27 protein-coding genes are annotated in these 25352 nt (G+C 33.7%); 22 read left to right on the forward strand and 5 right to left on the reverse strand.

Going from position 1 to position 25352, the window contains the following annotated elements; genetic code table 11:
• Window positions 1–4: 4 nt before the first annotated feature.
• Window positions 5–961, forward strand: coding sequence for a proline dehydrogenase family protein (locus ERL59_RS06245; RefSeq protein WP_160645329.1), 957 nt, complete (start codon window positions 5–7; stop codon window positions 959–961).
• A gap of 151 nt (window positions 962–1112) precedes the next feature.
• On the opposite strand, the gene ERL59_RS06250 is transcribed toward ERL59_RS06245, so the two are convergent.
• Window positions 1113–1739 carry a TetR/AcrR family transcriptional regulator gene (locus ERL59_RS06250; RefSeq protein ID WP_160645330.1) on the reverse strand — a complete coding sequence of 209 codons (627 nt, stop codon included), beginning with the start codon at window positions 1737–1739 and terminating at the stop codon, window positions 1113–1115.
• Between the two features lie 172 nt (window positions 1740–1911).
• Here ERL59_RS06250 and ERL59_RS06255 point away from each other — a divergent pair, with 172 nt between their 5' ends.
• From ERL59_RS06255 to ERL59_RS06310, 13 genes are all read left to right on the forward strand, one after another.
• Window positions 1912–2889 (forward strand): NAD(P)-dependent alcohol dehydrogenase, encoded by a 978-nt coding sequence (locus ERL59_RS06255; protein ID WP_160645331.1) that lies wholly within the window; start codon window positions 1912–1914, stop codon window positions 2887–2889.
• Between the two features lie 29 nt (window positions 2890–2918).
• Window positions 2919–3341, forward strand: coding sequence for a DUF6326 family protein (locus tag ERL59_RS06260; RefSeq protein WP_160645332.1), 423 nt, complete (start codon window positions 2919–2921; stop codon window positions 3339–3341).
• A gap of 27 nt (window positions 3342–3368) precedes the next feature.
• Window positions 3369–3560: a hypothetical protein gene (locus ERL59_RS20715; RefSeq protein ID WP_201763491.1), complete on the forward strand. Its 192-nt coding sequence runs from the start codon at window positions 3369–3371 to the stop codon at window positions 3558–3560.
• Window positions 3561–3844: 284 nt separating this feature from the next.
• Entirely contained in the window at window positions 3845–4171 is a 327-nt protein-coding gene (locus ERL59_RS20720) for a hypothetical protein (protein ID WP_201763492.1), read from the forward strand.
• Window positions 4172–4476: 305 nt separating this feature from the next.
• Window positions 4477–4854, forward strand: coding sequence for a GntR family transcriptional regulator (locus ERL59_RS06270; protein ID WP_160645361.1), 378 nt, complete (start codon window positions 4477–4479; stop codon window positions 4852–4854).
• Window positions 4851–5753: an ATP-binding cassette domain-containing protein gene (locus ERL59_RS06275; protein WP_160645333.1), complete on the forward strand. Its 903-nt coding sequence runs from the start codon at window positions 4851–4853 to the stop codon at window positions 5751–5753. Before ERL59_RS06270 ends, ERL59_RS06275 begins: the two co-directional genes overlap by 4 nt.
• On the forward strand, window positions 5734–6474 hold the full coding sequence (locus ERL59_RS06280) for a hypothetical protein (RefSeq protein WP_160645334.1): 741 nt from the start codon (window positions 5734–5736) through the stop codon (window positions 6472–6474). The genes ERL59_RS06275 and ERL59_RS06280 overlap by 20 nt, the downstream gene beginning before the upstream one ends.
• A complete protein-coding gene (locus ERL59_RS06285) occupies window positions 6471–7160 on the forward strand; it encodes a hypothetical protein (protein ID WP_160645335.1) in 690 nt (229 codons plus the stop codon). The genes ERL59_RS06280 and ERL59_RS06285 overlap by 4 nt, the downstream gene beginning before the upstream one ends.
• 66 nt (window positions 7161–7226) lie before the next feature.
• On the forward strand, window positions 7227–7694 hold the full coding sequence (locus tag ERL59_RS06290; RefSeq protein WP_160645336.1) for a GNAT family N-acetyltransferase: 468 nt from the start codon (window positions 7227–7229) through the stop codon (window positions 7692–7694).
• 384 nt (window positions 7695–8078) lie between these two features.
• Window positions 8079–8615, forward strand: coding sequence for a dihydrofolate reductase family protein (locus ERL59_RS06295; protein WP_160645337.1), 537 nt, complete (start codon window positions 8079–8081; stop codon window positions 8613–8615).
• Window positions 8616–9011: 396 nt separating this feature from the next.
• Entirely contained in the window at window positions 9012–9656 is a 645-nt protein-coding gene (locus tag ERL59_RS06300) for a formylglycine-generating enzyme family protein (RefSeq protein WP_201763493.1), read from the forward strand.
• 46 nt (window positions 9657–9702) lie between these two features.
• Window positions 9703–10158 carry a GNAT family N-acetyltransferase gene (locus tag ERL59_RS06305; protein WP_160645339.1) on the forward strand — a complete coding sequence of 152 codons (456 nt, stop codon included), beginning with the start codon at window positions 9703–9705 and terminating at the stop codon, window positions 10156–10158.
• Between the two features lie 51 nt (window positions 10159–10209).
• Window positions 10210–10575, forward strand: coding sequence for a DUF4180 domain-containing protein (locus ERL59_RS06310; protein WP_160645340.1), 366 nt, complete (start codon window positions 10210–10212; stop codon window positions 10573–10575).
• Between the two features lie 100 nt (window positions 10576–10675).
• On the opposite strand, the gene ERL59_RS06315 is transcribed toward ERL59_RS06310, so the two are convergent.
• From ERL59_RS06315 to ERL59_RS06325, 4 genes are all read right to left on the reverse strand, one after another.
• The gene (locus ERL59_RS06315) at window positions 10676–15202 is read right to left on the reverse strand and encodes a glutamate synthase-related protein (RefSeq protein WP_160645341.1); all 4527 of its coding nucleotides are present in this window, start codon (window positions 15200–15202) and stop codon (window positions 10676–10678) included.
• Between the two features lie 323 nt (window positions 15203–15525).
• Window positions 15526–15660, reverse strand: a complete 135-nt coding sequence (locus ERL59_RS21270; protein WP_268894497.1) for a hypothetical protein — start codon at window positions 15658–15660, stop codon at window positions 15526–15528.
• Between the two features lie 257 nt (window positions 15661–15917).
• On the reverse strand, window positions 15918–17228 hold the full coding sequence (locus tag ERL59_RS06320; RefSeq protein WP_160645342.1) for a glutamate-1-semialdehyde 2,1-aminomutase: 1311 nt from the start codon (window positions 17226–17228) through the stop codon (window positions 15918–15920).
• Window positions 17225–18271 (reverse strand): LCP family protein, encoded by a 1047-nt coding sequence (locus tag ERL59_RS06325; protein WP_160645343.1) that lies wholly within the window; start codon window positions 18269–18271, stop codon window positions 17225–17227. Before ERL59_RS06325 ends, ERL59_RS06320 begins: the two co-directional genes overlap by 4 nt.
• Before the next feature lie 209 nt (window positions 18272–18480).
• Between ERL59_RS06325 and ERL59_RS06330 the strand changes: the two genes are divergently transcribed.
• The 8 genes from ERL59_RS06330 to ERL59_RS06365 all read left to right on the forward strand — a co-directional run bounded on the left by ERL59_RS06330 (window position 18481) and on the right by ERL59_RS06365 (window position 25347).
• Window positions 18481–19515: an ABC transporter ATP-binding protein gene (locus tag ERL59_RS06330; RefSeq protein WP_160645344.1), complete on the forward strand. Its 1035-nt coding sequence runs from the start codon at window positions 18481–18483 to the stop codon at window positions 19513–19515.
• On the forward strand, window positions 19508–20302 hold the full coding sequence (locus tag ERL59_RS06335) for an ABC transporter permease (RefSeq protein WP_160645345.1): 795 nt from the start codon (window positions 19508–19510) through the stop codon (window positions 20300–20302). The genes ERL59_RS06330 and ERL59_RS06335 overlap by 8 nt, the downstream gene beginning before the upstream one ends.
• A gap of 5 nt (window positions 20303–20307) precedes the next feature.
• A complete protein-coding gene (locus ERL59_RS06340) occupies window positions 20308–21093 on the forward strand; it encodes an ABC transporter permease (RefSeq protein WP_160645346.1) in 786 nt (261 codons plus the stop codon).
• A 140-nt stretch (window positions 21094–21233) separates the two neighbouring features.
• On the forward strand, window positions 21234–21413 hold the full coding sequence (locus ERL59_RS06345; protein ID WP_160645347.1) for a DUF4177 domain-containing protein: 180 nt from the start codon (window positions 21234–21236) through the stop codon (window positions 21411–21413).
• A gap of 121 nt (window positions 21414–21534) precedes the next feature.
• The gene (locus ERL59_RS06350; RefSeq protein ID WP_160645348.1) at window positions 21535–22209 is read left to right on the forward strand and encodes a response regulator transcription factor; all 675 of its coding nucleotides are present in this window, start codon (window positions 21535–21537) and stop codon (window positions 22207–22209) included.
• Window positions 22206–23567, forward strand: coding sequence for a HAMP domain-containing sensor histidine kinase (locus ERL59_RS06355; protein ID WP_160645349.1), 1362 nt, complete (start codon window positions 22206–22208; stop codon window positions 23565–23567). Before ERL59_RS06350 ends, ERL59_RS06355 begins: the two co-directional genes overlap by 4 nt.
• 129 nt (window positions 23568–23696) lie before the next feature.
• On the forward strand, window positions 23697–24164 hold the full coding sequence (gene bcp, locus ERL59_RS06360; protein WP_160645350.1) for a thioredoxin-dependent thiol peroxidase: 468 nt from the start codon (window positions 23697–23699) through the stop codon (window positions 24162–24164).
• Window positions 24165–24360: 196 nt separating this feature from the next.
• Complete coding sequence (locus tag ERL59_RS06365; RefSeq protein WP_235929811.1) at window positions 24361–25347, forward strand: AAA family ATPase; 987 nt, start codon at window positions 24361–24363, stop codon at window positions 25345–25347.
• The last annotated feature ends 5 nt before the right edge of the window (window positions 25348–25352 follow it).

The raw sequence follows: 25352 nt of genomic DNA on the forward strand, positions 1-25352 counted from the left end.
TTTGATGTTATCTTCTGAGGAATTGGTTGCAGCAAATGCTTTAAAAACCATTGCAAGGAATAATAAGATTAAACATTACGTTGAAAATTCAAAAGAATTGTACCCTATACTTCAAAAAGCAGCTAAACGTTTTATCACAGGTGAAACAAAAGAAGAGGGGATACAGAAAGCTAAAGAATTAAATACGAAAGGTTATCCAGTTTCATTGGAATATATCGGAGAAAACACTTCAACCGAAGAAGAATGTTTGAAAGCCAAGATTGAAATGATTCAACTGATCGAGGATATAAGTAGTCAAAGAATTGACTCGATTATTTCTTTTGATTTATCTCATATAGGTTTATCGGTAAATGAAGACTTGGCAGAAAAACATATGAAGGAATTAGCTGAAACAGCAAAACAAAGAGGTTGTTATTTAATGATTAGCATGGAAGAGTCATCGAAAACAAACAGTATTTTAAATATTTATAAAGGTGTTTCAAAACTATATAACAATGTAGGCATTACGCTTCAAGTAAATTTAAAAAGATCTCTTGATGATCTTAAAGAGCTGCTCCAGTACCCTGGTAAAATACGTTTAGTAAAAGGTGCTTATAAAGAGTTACCAGAAAATATAATTCCTCGATCACAAGAACTAAATGTTAGATATTTGCAGTTTGCACAAATATGTGTGAATGCAAACCATTCTATATCTATCGCTACTCATGATGAGAACCTATTAAATGATATAAAAGGGAAAGGTTATTTAGAAAAAGAGAATGTAGAGTTAGAGATGTTATATGGTATTAGACCAGATTTAATTAATAAGTTTAAAGAAGAAGGATATAACTCAAGAGTGTACATGTTATATGGTACGGAGTGGTTTTTATATGTATGCCATAGGCTTGCTGAAAATCCATCTAATATTTATCAATTTATCGCAGATATGGTCAATCCAAAATCTGAAGAAGAACTGTATTAATCAACAAGGAGATGTACTTATAACCAGTAGGATGGATACCATGGTGGGTAAAATACAGTGCTATGTGTGAGAAAATGGGGGTTAGACACCCCCTACTACTCTCTAATTACATGGAGCTTATTGCTTCAGTATAAGTTGTATATTTAATATATTAAATCTTTTTAGAGTCCTTCCCAAATCGGCACAAATATGTTTTTATCATATCCTCTTTTAAAGGTCTTAACTGTTCATCGGTTTGGCATGGCTGGAAGAGCGCAGGCCAAGTTAGGGCACCTTCTATCATGGAATGGAAAATTTGAGCAGCCGTATGTGGATCGGGGATTTCCATCCGTCCATCTTCATCTGCTGATTTTAACCAGTTTACAAGATTGGTATGGGGTGGACCATACTTAGATTTTGTTTCCATAGCCAACTGGGAGTCTTGAATAAACACAGTGGTTAGCACCTTGCATAATGCTAATCGACTTGGATCGTTAATTAGAAAAATTTCTGCATCAGCGAAAAGGGCAAGCTGTTCTTCTAAAGTTTTATCAGGATCATAACTGATATTTTTTAATAATTCCTGTTCAGATAGTAATCTTTTAAAAACGGCCTGGAACAGATCATCCTTATTGGCAAAATGATTATAAACTGTTCTTTTAGAAACTTGTGCATGATAAGCAATTCGATCCATTGATGATTTTTCGTATCCTTCCATAACAAAGGCCTTTATAGCCCCATCCATAATAGTTTCACGTTTTTTTAATGTGTTTGTTGTTTTTTTTAATTTATCATTCATAGCTGAGTACTCACCTTCTATAATTTAAGTAAACTACACTGTGTAGTGTAAAAATTATTGACTTAATGTAAACTACACTGTATAGTTTACATTAAGTAGGAAAAAATTTCAAGACTATCTTATGATGTTAGTTTTGAAATTAAAAATGAAAGACATTTGAAGGAGGAAACTCATGAAAGCTATTGTATTTACAAAATATGGATCGTCGGATGTTCTTCAACTTAAGGAAGTTGAAAAACCCAGTCCAAAAGAAAATGAAGTTCTGGTAAAAATTGATGCATCTTCTGCAAACCCACTTGATTGGCGTTTGATGAGAGCTAAGCCATTTTTAGCCCGTTTGGCAAATGGACTTCTAAAACCTAAAAACACACGACTTGGAGCGGACATCGCCGGGAGGGTTGAAGAAGTTGGCAGCAATGTAACACAATTTAAGATTGGTGATGAAGTATTTGGAGAGAAATTCGAGACTGGACTGGGAGGCTTTGCAGAGTATGTATCTGTTCCTGAAAATGCGTTGGCAATGAAACCTAGTAACCTATCCTTTAAGGCTGCCGCCGCCGTCCCATTAGCAGCCCTCACCGCTTTGCAAGGTCTTCGCAACGAAGGGGAAATCAAATCAGGACAGAAGGTTTTGATTAATGGTGCATCTGGAGGTGTGGGTACATTTGCGGTTCAGATTGCAAAAGCAATAGGGACTGAGGTTACTGGTGTGTGCAGCACGAGAAATTTATATATGGTTCGCTCAATTGGGGCAGATCATGTTATTGATTATACGAAGCAAGATTTCACTAGAAACGGTAAGCAATATGATCTAATTTTTGATGCTGTAGGAAATCACTCGGTTTCAGACTTAGAGAGAGCATTAAAGCAGAATGGAAATTGTGCTGTAGCTGGATTTACAAACATGGCTCGTTTATTTGAGATTTCATGGAAAGGAGGAAGGGTTTCTAGAACTGGCAGTAAGAAAATAGGTATGATGAAAACTATCCACACCAACAAAGAGGATTTACTTTTTCTAAAAGAACTACTTGAAGCCGAGAAAATCATACCTGTCATTGATAGATATTATTCCTTAAATGAGACTGACAAAGCTATCACATATCTAGAAACTAAACGCGCTAGAGGAAAAGTAATCATAACCGTAGCGTAACCGAAGTTTATAAGGAAAGGAGCATAAAAATGAATGTTGAGAAGCAGATCTTAGATCTAGATAGAAAAACAAAGCTTTCGACATTATGGATATTTGTAATGTTAAATATTATATTTCGGGATATTCATCAGCTATTTAAGTATGGATTTTTAGAAGAAATGATGACCGGAACTGTAAATGGTGTTCGAATAACTGAAGAGTTTATGTTGTTAGCTGGGATATTATTGGAAATTTCGATTGCTATGGTCCTCCTGTCACGAGTATTGAAGTATAAAGTAAATCGCTTAGCAAACATCATTGTAGGTGTATTAACAATTATATTTATTATAGCGAATGGCGTTACAGATCTTGATGATATATTTTTTATAACTATACAAATTGGTACTTTATTAGTCATTATATGGTACGCATGGAAGTGGCCTAAACATGCTTCTCGTAGCGCACCTCAATAATATTTTTTAATTAAGGAGGGTAATTATTTGAACATTATTACAAAAGACTTCATGTATCAGGAAACAAAGAAGATTCTTCAGTTTTTATTTAATCTTCCAGAACTAGAAAGTATATTAATCAAAGGAATTGTGGTTTCCTCAATGGATGATAAAGTTGCAATAAGTAGATCTATCGATAAATGTTTCCATGACATGTATAGTGTGTTGATATTCAAATAACAATCAAATTAAATGATGATGAGTATAATGAAAATACTCCGATTTATGCTGATTGTTTGAGGAGAATCGGTTTTAATAATGATATATTAGGAATGTCTCATTATAATACACAAGAAAGGGGGGAAGTTATAAGGATTTGTAAAACAAATGGGATGAGATTCGATTTTATGATTACTGCAACATGTGAAGATGGAATTGCTCTCTTACCTCATGATGTAATAAGGGAGGATTTGAGAAAAGTAAATGATTTTTGGTTTATAGCTATTCAAGCATAGGGTAAATTAATGAGAAAAGATTATCTTATAGCATCACATTTGGCTCATAAGCTAACACAAGAAAGTTTAGTGCTTCAAATGATAGTAAGAGATAATGAAAAAAATACTAATTTTCATCGATATGGTTATGAGGAAGTATTAGATTATTTAACCGTGTTTAACAGTGAAGAGATTGCTTTTGCAAGAACACCAGATAAGACTTACAATTATATTGCTAAGTTAATTTATAGTGCTGTCAAAAGCTACGATATGTTATTCTTTGAGTTAAATCACTTTTATAAAACAAGATTAGAAAACTATTTACAGATATGGTCTTGTTATCAGAAAACTGAATAGAAAATTGTTTAAAATAAGCTACTAGGTGATGTAAAGATAAGTTATGACATCAATAAAACAGCTAATTATTCTAAAAGAGGACAGATAAATGTCTTCTTTTTTTATTAACTTTAGAAAAATGATGTATTAACTTGCACAGATTATACTAAACAATCAAAAACTGTTATAGGTTTTATTTTATATAAAGCATGTTGTAGTAACAAATTCTTAAAAGGTAAACGTTGAAATAAAAAAATATTGAAATGAGGAATAGAATAGTATATACTACATTACAACAGTAATGTACTAGGTAGGAGGCGAAAAAAATTCTTAATACGGATAGTACTAAGCCTATTTATTTACAAATAGCTGAGTGGATTGAATCAGAGATTTTAATTGGAAATTTTCAGGAAGATGATAAGGTGTACTCACAATATCAACTAGCTGAAATGTATACAATTAATCCTGCAACTGCAGCAAAAGGGCTTAATCTTCTAGTGGACGAAAAAATCTTATATAAAAAGCGAGGACTCGGATTGTTTGTTTCAAGTACTGGAAAAGAAATCATCATTAACAAACGAAAAAATTTTACATTGAAAGGACTTGTACGAGAATTGGTTATTGAAGCTAAGCAGTTGCAACTAAGTGAAAAAGAGTTAATGATGATGATCAAAGAACTTTATGAAGAGGAGGATAAACAATGAGAGTGATTGAATGTTCTAATTTGACGAAAACATTTTTTACGAAAAAAGCTTTAAACAAACTCAGTTTTTCAATTGAAGAGAATAAAATAACAGGGTTGATTGGTAGGAATGGAGCAGGAAAGACAACTTTGTTAAAAATCATTGCTGGATTCATTAAAGAAACGTCTGGAGAAATTAAAGTTTTTTCAGAAAAGCCATTTAATAATCTTAATAACTCAGCTCATGTAATCTATGTGGACGATCACATGAGTTTTCCATCAACTATTCCACTTTTAGAATTATTAAAAGTAGCGGAAAGCTTTTATCCAAATTGGAACAGAGATTTAGCTATGCGTTTATTTGAATATTTTTCTTTTGATCCTAAGACTTATCACCATAGACTTTCAAAAGGAAAAACAAGCACGTTTAATATGATTATTGGTTTAGCATCCCGTTGTTCATTAACAATTTTTGATGAACCAACTACAGGAATGGATGAATCGGTAAGAAAAGATTTTTATAAAGCATTATTGAAGGATTATATTGCCTACCCTCGTTCGATCATTCTATCTAGTCATCACTTAAGTGAAATTGAGGACTTATTGGAAGATGTGTTACTCATTAAAGATGGGAAAACATACTTACAAATGCCAATATCTGAGTTAAAGGAATATGCGTTTGCATTACAAGGAAATAACGGAGAAGTTTTTAAATTGACAAGTGATAAAGAAGTTATATTTAAAAATCACATAGCTTCAAATGTTACGTATGTAATTGTTAAAAATGACGGTTCTAAGAATTTACTTCAGCAAGCACGTCATGCTGGGGTGGAAATCTCTCCTGTTCCGTTAAGTGATTTATGTGTTTATTTAACTAATGAAACGAATGGAGGTATTGAGGATGTCTTTAACGAGAACTAATTTGGCTAAGACGATAAAAAAACAATATTTTTTTAAACTTAAAGCAAATATAACTTCTTTTACTTTACTTATTGGAGTCCAGTTATTAGCCCTCCTTTTTTCACTTGGCGGGGTTGCCTCATCTTCATTTGGAAGTTCGAGTATAAGACTTAATACCCAATACTATACTGCAGATATAGTTATTATTTTTACACTTATTTGGGCTTTCGTAATGGCGATTACAATTACAACAAAACCACATAGAGATCTTGATTTTACATTCGTGACGAATCGACTTAGTAGTAGCTTTGCAAATATTCTCTATTTATTAACAGTAAGCATCGTTGGGAGTATGATGGCCATTTTGAGCGATAACTTATTAAGAGTCATTATTTACACTTTCCTTGATAAGCAGTTTTACAGTTCGACTATGGGACTGCAAGAATTTATAATGGGTATTTCTATAACGAGCTTTTATGTATTAATGGTATGTTCTATTGGTTACTTTGTCGGAACACTAGTTCAAATAAGTTCATTATTCACCATTCTTTTACCCGCATTGTTTTTTGGATCGTTATTTCTTAGACCTTCTATGGATGAAAAGCCTATAATTACAAATGCTTTTGAATATTATCTATTGGAATCTAGTTTAACGTTATTTATTGTCAAGATTGTAATTACGACTGCTTTATTTTTTACAATTTCAACAAGCATCTTGAATCGAATGGAGGTAAGACAATGAATACTGTTTTTACAGTTAGTATTTTTATACCTCTTTTAGTAGGAATAACTTTTATTATCTTTATTATAATGGCTAAATTATGGAGACGATTTACTAATGTCAAAGTAACATACTGGTTTCTTTTCATATATATTGGCATACTTCTTCTTAGCTCAGCTATTGTGCCTTTCATTAATGATAATTCGCTCATTGAGAAGGAAAGAGCACAAGAAAATCTAGAAGTAAAAGACTTATTGAAGAAACTTAGTAAGACAGGAATTGCTCAGATTGATCAAATGTATCTACTGAAAGAAAGCAGCTTTGGCGAATATCAAAACCAAACATTGAATGTTGAAACTAGCGGTGAGGATACGATGATTCGAGTTTTTGTAGAAAGAAAAACAAGTGACGATAACAAGGTTGAAGCTTTCAGTATTAGCACTGAAGTAATAGATGGTTACGATATTTCTAACGACTTAACTCCTTATAATGTTATGTTAAAGGATAATACGCTTACAATTATCTCGCCTAAGAAACAATATATTAATATTAAAATAGCTAAACCTCCCTTTCCAGTTAGACAATTTACAGGTGAATCCATTGTAAACCAATCTTCTACCAAATGGAGCCAAGTGGTATATTTACAAATCCCTTATGATCTTGAATTAATGGTTGAAGATGGTATTTTTCTAGAATTTATCAAATAGAAATTGATTGCCGAGTTGATTATAATTGGAGAAGGTAATCTCAAAAATGTAATAGTAGGTGATGGGATGATACGCACATTAAGACGAGATGACATAGATTATATTATTAATTCACACTATAAGTTATACAAAAAGGAATTCAATTACGATATAACCTTCAGAGATTTTATAGAAGATAGCGTAAATGGTTTTATAAAAAGGGCTAGTCATAAAGAAAATATTTGGGTTTTAGAAATCCAAGGAAAGCAACATGGTTCTATAAGTATTAAGAGAATGAATGATGAAACTGCTCAGTTGGGTTTATTTCTTGTTGAACCCAGTATAAGAGGTGCTGGTTATGGTCAACAGTTGGTGCAAACTGCAATTGAGTTTTGCAAGGAACTAAATTTTAAGAATATCATTCTCTGGACAAATAGTGAACTAACATCAGCAAGACGAATCTATATGAGAAATGGATTTGAATTAAAGGAAACTCGTGTTCAAACACTTTCTAATAAAAAACTTACAGAGGAACTCTGGGAGTTATACATTTAATGATGAATAAATATGTGTTTAATTTAAAGTAACTTTTATCGGAGGTTCCCTTTTTATAATGTATACAAGGTGCTTTTACCTTGACGATAAGTTAACTTTAACATATACTGACATTATTATCAGGAAAGGAATGGTATTAAGTTAATGGTGTAAATTAATCTTTTTTTTACAGTTCTAATTAAATCGTTGTTTATTTTTTAAAAGCAATTTAAAGGAACTTAGAGGATTGGATTAATGTGCCCGTTTTTCTTATGCTATTTGGATAGATACAACATTCTTTTCAGTGTGGACTACTCAACCATTTTGCATATATATGGCATTTTAGCCTCTCTAGGTTTCAGCTTTTAGAGGGCTTTTTTTGTTTTTTAGAAAGGAGATTTTAATATGAGAAAAATTGTATACGATATTGCAACAACATTGGATAATTTCGTTGCTAGGGAGGATCGAACAGTCAATGGATTCATTATGGAAGGCAAACACGCAGATGAATATTTAGAACGAATAAAAGAATATGATACTGTGTTAATGGGAAAGTACACTTATGAATTTGGTTTTTCATATGGAATCGAACCTGGAAAACCTGCATATCCAAATATGATGAATTATGTGTTTTCTAGATCAACCCAATATCCGACTGAAAAAGGGATTAGAGTAATTAATGAAGAACAGATTACTTTTATAGAAGAACTGAAACAGTCAGTAGGAAGTGATATATGGTTATGTGGTGCAGGAACATTTGCAGGTTTTTTACTAGATCATCGATTGATTGATCGACTAATTTTAAAAGTGAATCCGATTATGTTTGGAAAAGGAATTTCATTGTTCGGGGATATCAGTAGAGAATTAGAATTAATTTTGGTAAATTCCAAAACTTATGATAATGGTGTCATTCTTCAAAGTTATGATATCAATTATTTATAAAATATTTATCCTTACAGAAGCTATTTAATATAATAAGGAATTTTAAAGCTGGTTATCTTATGATAAGATAACCAGTAATTTAATGATTAACTACTTCTTACGATTGTATAATATGGCACTAGCGTTAGGGTGACTTGAAAATTTTAAGGTGAATTCATAGTAGCATTTAGAATGTAAGTTCTGTATTATGATAGATAAAAAACATACTAGATGATTCTAAGAGTTATTTTAAAGGATTTTTCTAATATTTTATGGCCTTACCAATATATAAATGATAGCAAAAGGATATAGTAAAAATGAGATGTAGGTAACTCAGCATACATCAACTTACATATGAGTAGTAGATTGAGAGGTGGTAGGGTGTTTGATGAAATTATTAGTCATGTTGAAGATAGTATGGTAAAAATTCCAGGTGGAGAAATAGAATTAAGAGACGATAGAACAAATAATAAATGGAAGGTCCAATTAAAACCTTTCCTTCTTGCTCAATATCCTGTAACTAAGGATTTGTATTATGCTTTTACTAAAAATTCACCTCTTTCTCTTAAAGGAGATCAAAAACCGGTTGAAAATGTTTCGTGGAATAATGCAATTTCTTTTTGTAATCTACTTTCTCAGAAAGCTGGATTGAGAGAGTGTTATTCTACAAGTAATGAGGGTGAAAATATCATTTGTGATTGGGAATCAGAAGGTTACCGTCTCCCTACAGAAGCAGAGTGGGAGTATGCATGTAGAGCAGGGTCTACTCAATATAGATACGGAGAGATTGATAATATAGCTTGGTATTATGAAAATTCAGGAGGCAAAACCCATGAAGTAGGGAAAAAGGAAGCGAATGCATGGGGTCTGTATGATATGTTAGGGAATGTTTGGGAGTGGTGTTGGGATTTATATGATGAGAAAGTATATGGTTCTTACCGAGTTTTTCGGGGTGGAGGTTGGTATGATCCGGCTAGGGGTTGTGGAGCTTCGTGTCGTCGACGCAGCCATCCGTCTTTTTGCATAGACGACCTTGGGTTTCGACTTGCGAAGTCTTATTAAATTATGATTTCAATAGAACATTATAACAGACTAAGGAGTGATTTTTTTGGATATTAAATTAGATGATTTAACTAGATCTGAAGTGATTGAATTAGTAGGGGAGCACCTTTATAGTATGGCACTAAGTTCCCCACCAGAAAGTAATCATGCTCTAAATCTTGAGGAATTAAAACAACCAGAAATTACATTCTGGAGTGTATGGGAACAAGATGAATTAGTTGGCTGCGGGGCACTTAAAGAACTTGATGGACGACATGGAGAGATAAAATCAATGAGAACCTCATCCTTACATTTAAGAAAAGGTGTTGCAAAACGACTTCTTGAATACTTAATTGAGGAAGCCAAGCGACGCGGTTATTCACGAATAAGTTTAGAAACGGGTCCAATGGATACTTTTGGAGCGGCTCTGAAGTTATATGAAAAATTTGGGTTTAAACGTTGTAAGCCGTTTGCAGATTACATTGAGGATCCAAACAGTGTATATATGACAAAGGAATTATGAGCTAATTCTTTTATAATCAAAGAGAGATTATTATTTTGTCGGAGGTAAACTATGAACATAACTACAATAAAAGAGAATGATGTAGACATTGCCATTATAAGTAGCAATGAAATACTGATAACGGATGTTCAGTCGGCATTGGATTTTATGGCAACTATAAACTATGAAACGGGCTGTAATCGTGTAATTTTGAGTAAATCAGCATTATGTGAGGATTTTTTTAATTTAAGAACACAACTTGCAGGGGAAATATTTCAAAAGTTTATTAATTATCGAATGAAAATGGCAATTGTGGGTGACTTTTCAGTATATACAAGTCATAGTTTGAAAGATTTTATAAATGAGAGTAACAATGGGAAAGATTTATTTTTCTTGTCTAATGAGAAACAAGCGATTGAAAAACTAAGTACTGTTTAACTATGGTATTAGTCATCTTGGTGTTTTTATATTTTAACTTTATATATAGTATGAAAAGAGACGATCAAATAATGGATCGTCTCTTTTCAGTAACTCAAACTTATTCCGTTACAATGCCCTGTATTTCTTGCAAGTTTTCTGATGAGATCATAACAAAGTTGTCATCAAGGTTTTCTAATATATTACTAATTTTTTCAGCAGCTTCTAATTGTCCTGAGTTATTTAATTCTTCACGATATATGTTTAATAGTTCATTTAGATCATTGTGGCTTTTATCTGTAAGAGGATTAATAAATACTTTTGCACCCATTGCGATGCGTCTTTGGATAGCCTCTTTATCTAAGCCCATTTCTGGATTTAAACGCTGGTAAATTACACCGCCAGTCATGCCTGCACAAATCCAAGCTCCTGGATCACCTAATACAACTGCACGACCGTTTGTCATATATTCAAAAGCAAAACCTTTTAAATTAGCTCTTGTAGATATTGCACCTAAATGATCTTGAAGAGGTTGTTTAATTTCTCCTCCAAATATAACATCTGCACCAGATAATCGAATGCATGCACGAGAGTCAGCGTCTCCTTGAACAATGAACAATCCACCTTGTGCACCGTAACAGAATGATTTACCCACAGAACCGTTGATGAATTCTCCATGTTTACCTGTGGATTTTAATATCGCTACTTTTCCACCGTAAGCCATTTTTCCTACACCATCTTCTGATCCACCATGGACTGTAATATCCACACCCTTAGCATTAAAGGCTCCTAATCCAATACCTGGTACAGAACCATCAGTTATATTCAAGTTTACTTTTGGCAAGTCATTGTAACTTCCGTTATATCGATCTCTTACACGATGACTAGAATAACGAGTTCCCAAAATTCTTGCATCTGCTACTAATCCAGACCACGTTTTTTCAACTGTGTTATCAAAGGATACAACATCTGGGAAGTATTCCTGACCCTCAGCCCCAGCAGCAACACCTATGATATCAGAAGTAGAAATATTTGCTTCCATTGAAGGCACTACAAATTGGATTGGTGCAGGTCGTAATAAATCAGTTAAATCCATTTTATCTTCATAATTGATTTGTTTTAATAAATCAGAGCGTCCAACTAAATCTTGCGCATTTTTAAATCCAAGCTTAGCCACAATGTCACGTATTTCTTCACCTATACCACCAAATAATCTAACAAGTGAATCAACCGCTGTATCATACACACGAGGTACGAACCTACGCAATCCTCTTTCCTCAGCTTCTTCGATTGAATCGATTTGTGTTGAGATTCCGACATGACAAGTATCTAAATGACAGCCTCGACATGTTGTACATCCGATAGATTGCATTGCAATACTACCAAAACCACAGCGATTTGCACCAAGCATGATCATTTTTACAACATCAGCACCTGATTTCATCCCACCGTCAGACCATATTTCTACTTTATCTCTTAGCCCTGCTTCAATCAAAGCATTATGAGCTAATTTTGTACCGATTTCCGTAGGTAAACCAACGTTTTGTAAGGAGTGTACACGTGCAGCTCCAGTACCACCGTCAAAACCAGATAAAGTAATAATATTAGCGCCTGCTTTAGCAATCCCAACTGCAATTGTACCAATGTTAGGAACAACAGGTACTTTAACACTAACTTTACATTTACGCCCACTAGCTTCTTTTAACTCAGATATAATTTGTGCTAAATCCTCAATTGAATAAATATCGTGATTGTTAGATGGTGAAATTAAATCTGAACCAAATGTAGCATTACGTGCTTCTGCTATTTTGTCGTTAACCTTTTGTCCTGGTAAATGTCCACCTTCTCCAGGTTTTGCACCTTGACCAATTTTGATTTCTAAAACAGCAACGCCATTCACAAGTTCAACATTGACACCAAAGCGGCCAGATGCGATTTGCGCACCACGCGTTTTTTTGTATTTACCTAACATATCTTTAATTTCTCCGCCTTCTCCGTTCATTGTAATCATGTTTAGGAGGTTACCAGCTTCAGCATAAGCACGAAATGCTGTTTCATTTTGTGATCCAAAAGACATCGAGGAGATTAACATTGGGTAATCATGGTCTCCGATTCCGATATTCACTTCAGATAGATCTAATGGTTGATGTGTCTCATTTGCTTTTTCATAATCAAAATCAGCTAAATGTCGAATGGATATAGGGTTTTTCTTTTCTTGTTCACGAAGTTTTTCTACATAATCTTCATATGGAGCAGAACCATCAGCAGCTTCGTTTAAAGATTTCCACATACGTTGGAAGAAGTGGAAGTTACGTGCTGGTTTTGCTTTTTCCTGATGATAAGATTCATAACGTTCCTCAGCTTCTTTTTCAAGGTCAGCAAAACTTTTACCAGCATTTTCTCCACCTAAGTAATTGACAATATCTAAAACTTCTGCAACTTCTGGATGTAATCCAATGGATGAGAAGAAACGGGTATATCCACGTAATTCATGTGTACCAATGGTAGAAATAACCTTTTCTAGTCCTTTTTTAAGTGCAAGATATACTTTTTGAGCAGCAGGAGCATCTTCTTTATCAGCAGCAGTAGCGAAAATCATATAAGGTGAAATAAGGTCAGCACCGAGTCCAACAGCAACCACGATGTCATGTAAACTTCTTACTGCTCCTGAGCGTAATATGATGCTAGTTTGACGACGAAGATTTTCTCCAGTATCTAATATATTTGATTTTAGAGCTAGATCAATTTTGGATACAGATAAATGAGGATCTAACCATAGTTGATCATTTTGATGTGCTTTAGCATCATCCAATAATAAAATAGTAGCTCCGTTTCGAACCGCATTTTTTGCATCCTCAGCTAACTTTTCTAAAGCATCCTTTAATTTAGTACCACGATTATAAGTAAGAGAAATAACTGCTACATTATTTTCTCCTTGTTGTTGGAATTTCGCAAGGATTTGTTCTAATGATAACTGATTTAATTCTTTTATGCTGTCTGAACCAAGAGATCCTTCCAATACCATGGGTGAAGGTAGTTCAATACGTAAACGTGCATCGATTTCATCGTATATTGAAGGGCGAGGTCCTATGACAACACGTGTGGAAAAGTGCTCGGTTTCACGATCACGATCAATCGCCGGATTTGTTACAACTGCAACACTTTCTTTAATAAAGTCAGGGATATTTTGTCTTTCCCAGTGTATTGCAGCTAAAGGACCATCATGACCTAATGAACGAATTGGCTCTGCACCTGTTTTAGACATGGATTCAATCATCTGAATACCTTCACGGTCCCAACCAAATGCACTATATAAGTTTCCTGTAGCTTCTACATCTTCATTTAATGTCATATCTAGATCACTTGAAGCAAATGCAAGATGTTTATTCAATCCGGAAAAATCAACGCGTGATTTTGCACGCTCTAATACAATGTTTTGAATTTCACTATAAGGAACGACTTCTACAGGCGCATTTTCTGTTAGTTTGACACCTATTTTTTCACCTGGAGAAATTGGTTTTGGTTCATTCACCATTTCACCAACAGTAATGATTCCTTGCTCTGAAGAGAAGTATAAAGAAGTTTCACTTTCTACCATCCATAATGGACGAAGCCCTAAAGCATCAACGCTGAATACACATTCGTTTTCATAACGGGATACAATACCAGCTGGACCTTGCGCAAAGTGCCCCCAAATTTGTCGATAGTATACATATAAATCTTGCAGCTCTGTTCTGAACTGTTTCATTTCATTAATAATCGGAGGGAAAACAAGCTCCATCGCTTCAAATAAGCTTAATCCAAAACGATGAATGAAAGTTTCAATTGTACGATTCATATCTTGTGAATCACTACCACCATCAAGTAAAGGGACATTGACCATTTCTGCTTCATGTCTCATCTTTTTTACTGTATTGATTTCACCGTTATGCCCTAAAATGCTTGAAGGTTGAACACGGAAAAAGTTAGGCAATGTATTTGTAGAGTAACGATTATGTCCAATAGTTACCTGGGCAGCAAATAATTCATCTTCAGTATCGTTGAAATATTTTGGTAAAATGCTCGCAGCTCCCATCACTTTATAAGCAGCTGTAGTTGAGCTTAGTGAAGCAACATGAACGTTAAACTTATGTTCAATATCAATATGAAGCTCAAATAAATGATCATTGATATTCACTTCTTGTTTTTCACAAATACCGGCTACTTGCCAGAAAGTTGGCTCATCATTAAGAGCATATTTACCTAATACATGATTGTTTACTTCGTTTTCTTGCTCTAAAACTATTTTTACTTCTGAATCTTTGAACATTTCACGGATTTGTGCTTGCATTTCTACAACAGTAATATCTAACTTTCTAGGAAGGAAAATATGAGCGATCATAAAACGATGATCATAAGCTAGTTTTCCATCTAAATTATTTTCTGTTAATCGTTTCTCCCATAGTGCTCTCGGAATATCTGTGAGAATACCACATCCATCCCCTTCACCTTCTATAAAGCCAGAACGATGTTCCATCATGACCAAGGCATCAATTGTTTTCTTTATATTATCACGAGAAGGTTTCCCATCCTTTTCAATAATACAGATGATTCCACAGCTATCATGTTCTGATTGTAATAGGTTTTGAAACTTTCCCTCATTCATCATGAGTTCTTTCATATAGATTGGTCAGTGATTCGATAAACTGACCTTCACCTCCTTAAAAAATAAATAAAGATAAAGACAATGATATATGTTTTAGGTTTTGTAACGAGTAAAAAACAGGCATTTTACTGAAGGATATAGGTATTATAAATGCAAATTGAATTATAAATATTCAATATAGGGTAGCTTCCATAAAGAGTGAATCTAGTAATTCTCTTTTTATGAAGTCAATTGCTTTCTTTATTGGCAACCTAAAAGACAAGATATGATGTTCATCTGCCCAAATGGATATGGTAGTAATTTGCTAAACCATAAGGATATGGCTGTTATTTCAGAACAGGACGTTCTGATTCATCAATGATCAAAACAGGACGTTTTGATGCAGACTGCGCTTTTACAGGTTTCGTGACATGATGTAAGTTTGTCTGCAATAGATGGGAAATGAGGTACTTTAAAAACAAACCCGATATCTTCTTAGATACAAAATTATTATATAGAATATCACGAATTTTAAAATGATACAATAGATACTATTGGAAAGAGTGTGTATTAAATGTGAACCCGTGTGTTTATTGGAGTCTCATATCGTATGTATTTCAAATTGCACCAACCTAAAAAACGAACTATTATAAGCGGTATTACTACAATAATTCGTTTTTTATAATTATATAATGAAATTGTTAAGAGAGGATTAATTTATTGTCTGCATAAAAATGTTTTATCGCTTCATCTTGTTAAAGGTGTGTTGTACAGCATGTATTGTTTGATGAATATCTTCTAAAGTATGAGCCATTGTGATGAACCAAGCTTCATATTTTGAAGGAGCTAAATGAATGCCTTCATTTAACATAAAATTGAAAAACTTAGAGAATAATTCACTATCTGTATTTTGCGCATCTTCATAGTTTTTTATTTTATGATTGCAAAAATGAATTGAAAATGCACCGCCAATTTTATTGATGGTCAACTCTATATTGTAATGCTCCGCTGCTTCTTGTACCCCACTGGTTAATGTATCTGCCAGATCATATAAATGTGGATAGGTTCCTTGTTGAGCTAGCACTTCTAAACAAGCTATCCCTGCTGAAATGGAAGCGGGGTTTCCAGCCATCGTTCCTGCTTGATAGGCTGGCCCTAAAGGAGCAACTTGGTCCATAATTTCTTTTTTTCCACCATAAGCCCCAATCGGTAATCCTCCGCCAATTATTTTACCCAGAGCAGTTAAGTCAGGTTCGATTGCTTTTTTATTTGGAAATAGATGATAATTCTGTGCAGCTCCATAATGAAAACGAAAGGCACTTATGACTTCATCGTAAATAACGAGAGCACCGGCTTGTCTTGCATATAAACAAAGTTTCTCTAAATATCCTGATTCAGGTTCTACCATACCAAAGTTCCCAACAATCGGTTCAATCATGACAGCTGCTACGTCATCTCCCCATTGATCTAAAGCTTGTTTCAATGCTTCTATATCATTAAAAGGGACTGTGATGACTTCACTTGCAATGTTTGTCGTAATTCCAGCACTATCTGGAATACCAAGTGTAGAAGGGCCAGAACCTGCTGCAACAAGCACTAAATCTGAATGTCCATGATAACACCCTGCAAATTTAATCATTTTTCTTCTACCAGTAAAAGCTCTAGCTACACGAATTGTAGTCATAACGGCTTCAGTGCCTGAATTTACAAAACGAACCTTATCCATGGAAGGGATCGCTTGTTTAAGCATTTTTGAAAATTTATTTTCTAATTGTGTAGGAGTACCATATAGGGTTCCATTTTGTGCAGCTTTCGTAATCGCTTTTGTTACATGAGGGTGTGCATGCCCTAAAATAATTGGTCCATAAGCAGCTAAATAATCTATGTATTTATTTCCGTCTACATCCCAGAAATAAGCACCTTCCGCTTTTTCCATAAATACAGGAGCACCACCTCCTACAGCTTTAAAAGAACGGGAGGGGCTATTAACCCCTCCAACAATGTGTTCTAATGCTTCTATATAATGTTGTTCAGAACGTTCTCGGTTCATGATCCTTCACTTCCTGCTTCTGCTTCATCTGATTCTAAATTTGTATCTTCATTTTCTTGTGGAACATCTTCTAAAGCAGCCTGCTCAAATAAGTCTTGAATATATTGTTGCATTTCAGTCTCATCCGTATCAAGGTACCATATTCCATCAATTCTCTCGTCTCTTACATTGTTTGAAGGAGGTAATTGCTCCGTTTGAAATCCGTTGTCTTTGTGTTGGTAGACTAATGATCCTAACTTTACCATTTCAGAAAATGTTAAGTTTGTTTCAATATAGGGCTCTACTTCTTCTAATGTTTTAGGTAAATTTATCAAATTGGTGAAAGTTAACATTTCATCCGAAACTGCTTTTAATAAGTTTCTTTGTCTTTCTGTTCTGGAAAAATCTCCTTGTGCATCATAACGAAATCTTACATATTGCAATGCTTTCTTTCCGTCTAAATGTTGTAAACCTTCTTTGAGGTTGATATCAAACTCTGGTCCATCAGCTCTACTTGTGTAATACATATCTTTTTCTACATAAAATTCTACCCCGCCAATTGCATCAACTAGTTCAGTAAATCCTTCAAAATCTACATATACATAATATTGAATAGGTAAACCTGTAAAATTGCTTACGGTTTCCATCGCTAGATTTGGTCCACCGAAAACTAAAGCAGCATTAATTTTAGTTCCCCAATGGTCAGGAATATCTACGTATGTATCACGTAAAATTGAAAATAAAAAGGCTTGTTTTGATTCAGGATCAAGAGAGAGTACCATCATCGTATCTGAACGAGGGACTTCATTTTCACTAAGACCTCTAGTGTCCCCACCTAATAATAAAATATTAACTCGTTCGTTTCCTTCCCATTCAGGTGGTTCATAAAATGCATCGCCTTCTTGGAACTTACTAAATGGTGAATCTTCACCTGCCTGCAGATTATTTGCGGTACTAACAATAGAACTAATGTAATAAGTTAAAAAAATGACAAGTGGAATGAATATAATGATAGATGTCCATAGAAGCTTTTTGTTTTTTGTCTTTGGTTTTTTAGTAACCATGTGATTAATTTGTCCTTTCATGTTGAACTATTCTTTTTATTATGCTTCATGTATGATATAAAGTAATCCTGTACTGACATCCTATTTATCTTTAGTTTTTATGTCTAAGTACTGGGATGTAAGACAAGATAGTCTTATCTAAAATTATGATGGAAAATGCTCAACATTTCAAGGCGTGCACTAGAAATACCAGAAATAGGAGAGTAATTATGTCAGCAATTCATGTGAATCATCTTAGAAAAGTATTTAAAGTTCAGAAAAATAGAGAGGGTCTAAAAGGAGCATTCCAAGATCTATTCAAAAGACAATACAATCAAGTCGCTGCTGTAGACGACATAAGTTTTCAAATTCCAAGAGGAGAAATTTGTGGATACATTGGGGAAAATGGTGCTGGGAAATCAACTACGATAAAAATGTTAACAGGTATTTTAGTTCCAAGTTCTGGACAAATTGAAGTAAATGGTATGATTCCATATAAAGATAGAGAGAAATTTGTTCGTGGTATAGGCGTTGTATTTGGACAAAGAAGTCAATTATGGTGGGATATTGGTGTAATTGAATCCTTCCAGTTGTTGAAAAAAGTGTATCGTGTACCTGAAAATGACTTTAAAATGCGTTTAGATGAAATTGTGGAACGATTACAATTATCTGAGATATTAAATCGACCAGTAAGAAAATTAAGCCTTGGTCAGCGTATGAGGTGTGAATTAGCGGCATCTTTATTACATAATCCGTCTATTTTATTTTTAGACGAACCTACAATTGGATTAGATATTGTAGTAAAAACAGAGATTAGAGAATTTCTAAAAGAGATGAATCAAAAATATGAAACAACAATTTTATTAACGACACATGATTTACAAGATATTGAAGCGTTATGTTCACGTGTGATTATGCTCGATCAAGGCCATATTATTTATGACGGAGGTCTACAAAATTTAAAGGATAAATGGGGTAAGGGGAAGGAAGTTCATTTTCAATTTCAAAAAACTTATCCATTATCTACCCTGCATGATTTAACGAAGGGATTAAATGTGAAGTGGTTTAAAGAAAATGAGTTGGCGGCAAAAGTGTGGATTCCACAAAATGAGGTAAATGTATCTGATGTGTTAAGTAGAATCGTAGGGTTTACCGATATTAGTGATATTAAAATTTTTGAAACAAATACAGATGAGATCGTGAGAGAGATTTACAAATCAGGTTCTGCAGAAAAAGCAAAGGAAGTGGTTGCTTCCAATGTTTAGTGCTTACATAGATATGATTCGAATTCGTTTTTTAATGATGTTAGCTTACCGAGTGAACTATTACAGCGGTATTATCATTTACGCGATTAATATTGGTGCGTATTATTTTTTATGGAAAGCCATTTACGGGGCAAATGAAACGTTAGGTGAATTTACAGTGTTACAAATGACGACATATGTTGCAGTGTCCTGGATGGCAAGAGCATTTTATTTTAACAATTTGGATCGAGAAATTGCGAATGAGATCAAAGATGGAAGTGTTGCAGTCCAATTAACAAAACCTTATCCTTATTTGATTTTTAAAATGATGCAGGGTCTGGGGGAAGGATTATTTCGTTTATTGTTGTTTTCAGTACCTGGAATGGTCATCGTAACCCTTATATTTCAAATAGAGCTGCCTACTCAATTTGACGTCTGGTTGATCTTTATGGTGATGATTTTTTTTAGCTTTTTAATTAACTCTCAAATTAATTTATTAACAGGTATGTTTGCTTTTTTTGTGGAAAATAATGAAGGTTTAATGCGTTTTAAACGAATAGCTGTGGATCTTTTTTCAGGGTTAATTATTCCGATTTCCTTCTTCCCAGGTTGGGCTAAAGGGGTTTTAGAATGGCTTCCATTTCAAGCGATTACCTATTTACCTGCTTCAGTTTTTACAAGGAGAGTCGTAGGTGATGCGATTTATAATGCATTTATAGTTCAGGTAATCTGGTTTTTATTTTTGAGTATTCCCATTTATGTCATTTGGAAAATGGCGAGACGGCGACTCGTTGTGCAGGGGGGGTGAGAAGAATGTATTATACCTCAATTTTTACAGATTATTTTAAAACCTATTTGAAAACACGTATGACCTATCGAGCTGATTTTTTGATTGAAGTAGTAACGGATTTATTATTTCAGCTAACCAATTTATTTTTTATATTAGTGGTTTTTTTACATACAAATTCTTTGGGTGGTTGGTCCATTTATGAAATGTTGTTTATATACGGGTACTTTATGATCCCCTATGGTGTATTTACTTGTTTCTTAAACCTATGGAGCTTTAATGAACGGTATATTGTAAAAGGAGAAATGGATCGGATCTTAACGAGACCAGCACATAACTTAGTCCAGCTAGTTTTAGAAAACATGGATCCAGCTTCTTTATTTGGTTCTCTCACAGGGTTCATTATTATGGGATATGCATGGTTTCATCTTGATGTTTCTTTTGCTTGGTATGATCCATTTGTGCTCCAATTAATGGTAATGGGCTCAGTGCTGATTTATGGTGGAGTTTACATACTAATCACATCGTTATCTTTTTTTTCCGATTCACCAACAGGAATCACACCCATGATTTGGAACATACAAAACTATGGAAGATACCCAGTTGATATTTATAATAAAGTAATTAAATTTACGTTAACATGGTTGCTGCCTTTTGCATTTGTAGGTGTATATCCAGCTTCTTTTTTCTTAGATAAAGATATTTCTCAAGGTTTTGCCTTGTTGACACCAGTAGTAGGAATTGTATTTTTTAGCATTGGAATAATAGTTTGGAATATAGGTGTAAATAGGTATAAGGGAGCGGGGTCTTAGAGACTTCTGAGTTGTGGGCAGATAAACTAGTGATTACTCTTATTCCTTCCACTTGCACAAAACGCAAAAGAGTAATTCACTAAGTTCATTACAGTGAGGATACAGAAGTCTTAGATCGATTAAAGTAAGGAAGGTTAAAAATGTACGAATACAAATTTGTTGAAGCTAACCTTGGTGGATGGCTTTCTGATTCAACATATCAAGAAATAATTAATGAACATGCTAAAAAAGGATGGAAGTTTGTTCAAGTGTTACCTATAAGTTACAATGGTCATGGTAAACCAACTAAACATGAAATTATATTTGAAAGATTAGTATAATCTTATACTGAAATCCTTAAACAACACATAAGTTGTTCATATTTAGTTCATATTACACTGTTAAAATAAAACAAGTTATCCATAGATATGTTAATTAAGAAGAGTGAAAGGAGATTCCATCATGGTTAAAGTTTTGGTTGCAGACGATGATGAAAGCATTCGTCATCTTATTTCACTTTATCTAAGTAATGAAGGCTATATGATACTTGAAGCCAGTGACGGTAGGGAAGCCTTAAATATTTTAGGAAAAGAAAAGATTAATCTTGCGATTATCGATATTATGATGCCTCATATAAACGGATGGGTATTATGTAAAGAGATTCGTGAGTTATACGAAATTCCTGTATTAATGGTAACAGCTAAAGGTACTACAGAAGATAAAGTAAAAGGATTCGAATTAGGAACTGACGATTATTTAGTGAAACCTTTTGATCCTATGGAGTTAATTGTGCGAGTGAAAGCTTTGCTTAGAAGATATAAAGTGATGCACTCACAAATTATTAAAATCGGTGATATAGAAATGGATGCAAAAACGAAAAAAGTATCAATTAATGGGGATGGTTTAACACTGCCATTAAAGGAGTTTGAGGTATTGTTTCAGTTAGCCAATTACCCTAATCAAATATTCACACGAGATCAACTGATCGAGCAAATATGGGGTTTGGATTATGAAGGAGATGACAGAACTGTAGATGTACACATCAAACGTTTAAGGCAAAGAATTAAAGAAAAAACGGATATGATACAAATTTCTACGATTAGAGGTTTGGGATATCGCTTAGAGGTTATTTCATGAGAAAATCTATTTATATTAGATATGCTTATTTGTTTATTGCTGCAGTATTAATTAGTTTGATGATAGGTATATTAGCAGCCTATTATACTTTTTTCAGCCATTTCAAACAAAATTTAGATCAGCGTTTAATTGAAGTTGGGGAAGAGTTTAGGGAGATGTATCAATCCACACCAAAAGAGGACATGGAATCGTTTTTTAATAACTCCACTTTGTTTACTTATCGTATAAATCTTTACGAAGAACATAATGAGATTGTTTCATATGGATCTAATTTTGATAATTATACCATTCTAAACGAAGATGTTGAACACGTGTTAAATGGAGAAATATTTAGTGCAGATACGGTGACTTGGTCAGATGATCCAGCAGAACGTATTATTGGTTTGCCATTTGAAATTGATAATAAAAGGTACGCACTATTTATTTCACCTGATTTCCCAGAGGAATGGAATCAAATTAAATATTTATTTCAAATTATTTTATTTACGATTTTGATTATAGGTAGTATTTTATTTAGCATTTCAGCTACTTATCTTGTAATCCCAATACGTAGATTAACAAAAGCAACAAAGGAATTAGCCAAAGGAAACTATGATGTGCAGATAAAACATCGTAGAAAGGATGAAATTGGTGATTTGATGGATAGCTTTAATCATATGACACAACAATTACAAAAACTTGAAACCATGAGACAAGAATTTGTTGGAAATGTATCTCATGAAATCCAATCTCCTTTAACTTCTATTCGAGGTTTTACAAAAGCAATAAAGGATAACTTAGTTAAAGAAGAGGATCGACATAAGTATTTACAAATCATTGAGGATGAGAGTAAAAGACTTTCAAAATTGAGTGAGGATTTATTAAAGCTGGCTTCATTAGATTCTGAACATCATCCTTTTAACCCTAAAACTTATCATTTAGATGAGCAAATTAGAAAAGTTGTAGTTAAAAGTGAACCATTATGGTCGGAAAAACAGTTAAAAATTGATTTGAATTTACCTAAAGTTACAATTCATGCAGATGAGTCCCAATTGGAACAGGTATGGATAAATCTGTTCACAAACAGTATTAGATATACACCTAATAACAATCATATATATATATCTTTATACAAGAGCGAATCCATTATTAAAGTTACTTTTAAAGATACGGGTATTGGGATTAAAAGTGAAGATTTACAACATATTTTTGAACGTTTTTATAAAGCGGATAAAGCAAGAACTAGGTCATTTGGTGGAAATGGATTAGGTCTTTCTATTGCACATAAAATTGTGTCCATCCATCAAGGTCAAATTAAGGTGGATAGTGAATTTGAAAAGGGAACTTCATTCACTGTGATATTACCTATAAGGCAATAATATAAATTAATGCAAAACGTCATTTGGATTTGGATGGATAAAAACGGTATAATAGGATTAAAGTTACGGTATTAGCATATATGAATTGAAATTAGTTCTTTTCAATTACAATAAAAGGGAGTGAAGTCAATGTCACAAGTAAAAGTTGGACAAGAAGTTCCAAATTTTACACTGCCTGCATCTAATGGCAAAGAAGTATCATTAAGTGATTTTCGAGGTAAAAACGTAGTCATTTATTTTTATCCAAAAGATATGACACCTGGATGTACGACTGAATCATGTGATTTCAGAGACTATCATGGGGATTATGAAAAGTTGAATACAGAAGTGATCGGTATCAGCCCCGATGATCTAAAATCACATGACAAGTTTATTGCAAAACATGATCTTCCATTTCTATTGTTGTCTGATGTAGACAAAAAGGTGTGTGAATTGTTCGGGGTTTGGGTTCTTAAAAAGATGTACGGCAGAGAATACATGGGTGTTGAACGTTCTACTTTCTTAATTAATGCAGATGGAATATTAATAAAAGAGTGGCGTAAAGTTAAGGTAAAAGAGCATGTTCAGAAAGTGTTAGAAGCTGTAAGAGAATTATAGAAATACATTATAAATTTGAAAATAACATGGAAAAGAAAAGGATAGATGAAGCAGAGTTTCTGTTTTCTCTATCCTTTTTTTTTAATTAAAAGCTTCTGTGGTTGGTCTCCTTTTTTCTTACGTTATAAAATACTAGAAAAGTGGAAATGATAGAAAAAAGAAGTGTATGTAATTGTAATAGAGGAGGTCTATAGCTTTGGATACAAGAGATACTTCTTCATTTCTATTTGAACAACCACAAGAAATGATAGAAAGAGTCATTCAAAACATAGAGAAAGTTATCATAGGGAAGAGAGATTCGATAGAAAAGGTATTAATTGCATTTATCAGTCAAGGGCATGTCTTAATTGAAGATATTCCTGGTGTAGGGAAAACAATGCTTGTCCGAGCATTGGCAAAATCAATTGATTGTTCTTTCAATCGCATCCAGTTTACTCCAGATTTATTGCCAACTGATATTACGGGAATTTCCATGTACAATCAAAAAACTAGAGACTTTGAATTTAGACCTGGACCTTTAATGTCCAACATTGTACTAGCTGATGAAATTAATCGTGCATCGGCAAAAACTCAATCTGCTCTGCTTGAAGCTATGGCAGAAAAAAGCTTAACCGTAGATAGAACAACGTACAAACTACCAGCTCCATTTCTAATTCTAGCAACACAAAATCCTTATGAATATGAAGGGACATACGTTTTGCCAGAGGCACAGATGGATCGATTTTTAATGAAAATTCACCTTGGATATCCTAGAAAAGAGCAGGAAGTAAGCATGTTAGAAAGAGTACAAAAAGATCATCCCATTGAAACATTAAAAACAGTGTTATTCAAAGAAGAAATAGTAGAATTACAAAAACAAGCAAAGTTGATTCACGTGGATGGTGCGTTAAGAGAATATATTGTGCAAATATCTGAAGCTACCCGTAGACATCCTCATTTATTGTTAGGTGTGAGCCCTCGTGCCTCAATAGATTTAATGAAAGCTTCTCAAGCTATAGCTTTAATTAGAGGTAGGAATTATGTTATTCCTGATGATATCAAAGAGCTGATTATACCTTTATTTGCTCATCGTGTGATGTTAAAGCAAAACTTAGATATGACAGATGTGAGTTCTACTTCAATTTTGATCAAATTAAGAGACGAGCTTCCAATACCAACATTAAAATATGTCTCATTAGGTTAGAAGGT

It is taken from the genome of Chengkuizengella marina, from assembly GCF_009910845.1.
GTDB lineage: Bacteria > Bacillota > Bacilli > Paenibacillales > KCTC-33759 > Chengkuizengella > Chengkuizengella marina.